Source organism: Butyrivibrio sp., from assembly GCF_024699075.1.
Genome location: NZ_JAILQF010000413.1, coordinates 1 through 2,845 on the forward strand (window position 1 = coordinate 1; position 2,845 = coordinate 2,845).

A 2,845-nucleotide genomic window follows, 5' to 3' on the forward strand; every position below is an offset into this window, starting at 1 on the left:
ATTTTAACTTGTACACATGATGATAAAGATACCTATCTTATAGAAATACCTGATCTTAATGGTATGACTGAAGGACACGGCCTTGCTGATGCTATCCATATGGCAAGGGATTACATTGGTTGCTACTGTTATGATAAAGAAAATGCTGATATTCCTGCATCAAGTTCCATAAATGATATTGATGTCTCCAAAGGAATGTTCTGTGAAGACGGTGTTTCCGACATTACTTTAGTAGATGTAGATATAGACTCATATCGGAAAAAGATGGAAAACAGAACTGTCAGGCGTAATGTCAGCATTCCATTCTGGCTCAACGAGGCCGTCGAAGAACATCACATAAATGTTTCGAAAGTCTTACAGGAAGCACTAAAACAAAAACTCAATATGGCATGAAAAAGGAGCGCCTGAATAATATCATTCAGACGCTCTTTTTCTATCTAAACATATAATCAATATACAAGATCCATATCTGCAAGGAATGCCTTGTATCCGCGAAGTGACTCATAAAGGTCAGCCTTGGAGATTGCTTCCCATGGAGCGTGCATGTTAAGAACTGCAACACCTGAGTCAACAACGTTCATTCCATAAAGTGCGAGGATGTATGCGATTGTTCCGCCGCCGCCAACATCTACCTTACCAAGCTCAGCTGTCTGGTATACGATCTTGTTGTCATCGCATACTCTTCTGATAGCTGCAAGATACTCTGCATTAGCATCGTTAGAGCCGCTCTTTCCACGAGCACCTGTAAACTTATTGAATACAAGACCGCCGCCAAGAAGTGCTGCGTTCTTCTTCTCAAAGCTTGCTGCAAATGTAGGATCATAAGCTGCGCTTACGTCTGAAGAAAGCATACAGGAGTTTGCTAGGCATCTTCTAAGTGCAAGATCATTGTAGCCCTCTTTTGTAAGGTTCATAAGCTCTGCAACAGCATTTTCAAAGAACTTACTCTGCATACCTGTTGCTCCAACTGATCCAATCTCTTCTTTATCAACAAGGATGCAGCATCCTGTTCTCTTAAGATCCTTAGTTTCAAGAAGTGCTCTCATAGAAGGATAAGCACATACTCTGTCATCATGACCATAGCCAAGGATCATGGATCTGTCAAATCCTGCATCTCTAGCCTTACCTGCAGGAACGATCTCAAGCTCAGCTGAGATGAAGTCCTCTTCCTCGATACCATAAAGATCATAGAGGATAGCCATTACGCCTCTCTTTACAGCATGGCTTGCATCAATAGAATCTGTGATCTCCTGCTTTACATAATCTATAGCATAGTTCTCACCATCAGTAAGCTTGGAATCAGCCTTAGTTTCTTTCTTAGCCTTACCGGGAACCATGAGTGGTCTACTTCCAACGATAAGATCAAGAGCTTCACCCTCGATAACCTTTGCAGCCTTCTTGTCCATCTGCTCTGCAGCAAGGTGGATCAGAAGATCTGAGAAGAAGAATACCGGATCGTCCTCATCTTCACCGACATTAAGCTGAACTGTTGTGCCGTCCTTCTTAACAACAACTCCGTGAAGAGCAAGTGGCATAGCTACGAACTGGTATTTCTTGATTCCGCCATAGTAGTGTGTATCAAAGTATCCGATTCCTTCCTTCTCAAAAAGAGGATTCTGCTTAACATCTACACGAGGAGAATCGATGTGGGCACCAAGGATATTAAGACCCTTTTCAAGTGGGTCAGAACCAATCTGGAACATAACGATGGACTTGTTCATCCATACACTGTAAACCTTATCACCCTTTTTAAGCTTGGTCTTGCCGCCTATAAGAGTACTCAGCTCTCTGTATCCTGCAGCCTCGATCTCATTAACGATAGTATCAATTGCTTCACGCTCTGTCTTAGAGTTATCGAGGAAGTTTTTGTAATCAGTTGCTAACTTCTCTACAGCTTTAAGCTGTGTCTTGTTATACGTATTCCACGCATTTGTTTTAAGCATATTATCACACTCCTTAAAAAATACAATTAAGATTATTATCAGAAACCCGAAAAAACTGGATTTCAATAGATACTTATTTAAATAAATACTCAATATTTTAATACTAAATATTGAGATACTTATTAATCAGGGAAACAGATATTCGATAAACGTAGCAGAAGTCAAAAAACCCTTTTGACTCTTACGTCAAAAATTGAACTATATTAATCCATTTCCTTATCCTTGAACACCCTTATTCAGGAATTATATTAATTTCACTCTTTTACAGCTCAATATTATAGCTGATTATTTCCCACTTCAACAATAGAATTTGGAAATAATCAGCTTTTTTTAATAATCAGCTTATAATTTTTTTATTATTATAGCTTCTTTTAAGTACTACTTAGCTTCTAAGCTCAATTCCCATTGTGAACTGAAGCTTTCTGAGCATCTTGTCTACATATCCGCTTATTACTTCATCTGTAAGCTCTTCATCCTTAGGAGTGAAGGTTATTGTGAATGCCATGCTCTTCTTTGTAGGAGGAATTGGAAGTCCTTCATATACGTCGAAGAGTTTAACATCTGTTACATACTTACAGGATGAATAGATAGCTTCTTCTACTTCGCCGCAGGTTGTGGTCTTGTCCATGATTAGAGCAAGGTCACGCTTTTGCTTATCAAACTTAGAAAGCGGAACGAATGAAGGTACGTTCTCATAATACTTAGAAAGAGCGTCCATATCGATCTCAGCTACATATGCAGGTACTCTCATATCCTCTGAATCCTGGATCTCATATGTGATCTGTCCAAGGTAACCTACTTCAACGCCATCGCACAGAATCTTAGCTGTTCTGTAAGGGTGAAGGAATGGCTTATTGCCAGCTTCATACTTAAAGCTTACATGAAGAGTATCTGCAACATTG

General features: G+C 39.6%; 2 protein-coding genes and 1 pseudogene. 1 reads left to right on the forward strand and 2 read right to left on the reverse strand.

Annotation, left to right across the window (positions count from 1 at the left end):
- On the forward strand, positions 1 to 393 hold a 393-nt coding region (locus tag K6G87_RS16465; protein ID WP_330669913.1), incomplete at its 5' end, for a type II toxin-antitoxin system HicB family antitoxin.
- 56 nt (positions 394 to 449) lie between these two features.
- Here K6G87_RS16465 and K6G87_RS16470 read toward each other — a convergent pair.
- Both K6G87_RS16470 and K6G87_RS16475 read right to left on the reverse strand, forming a co-directional pair.
- Positions 450 to 1,943 (reverse strand): aminopeptidase, encoded by a 1,494-nt coding sequence (locus K6G87_RS16470; protein WP_296839698.1) that lies wholly within the window; start codon positions 1,941 to 1,943, stop codon positions 450 to 452.
- A gap of 382 nt (positions 1,944 to 2,325) precedes the next feature.
- A pseudogene (locus K6G87_RS16475) lies at positions 2,326 to 2,845 on the reverse strand (phenylalanine--tRNA ligase subunit beta); the annotation flags it as partial.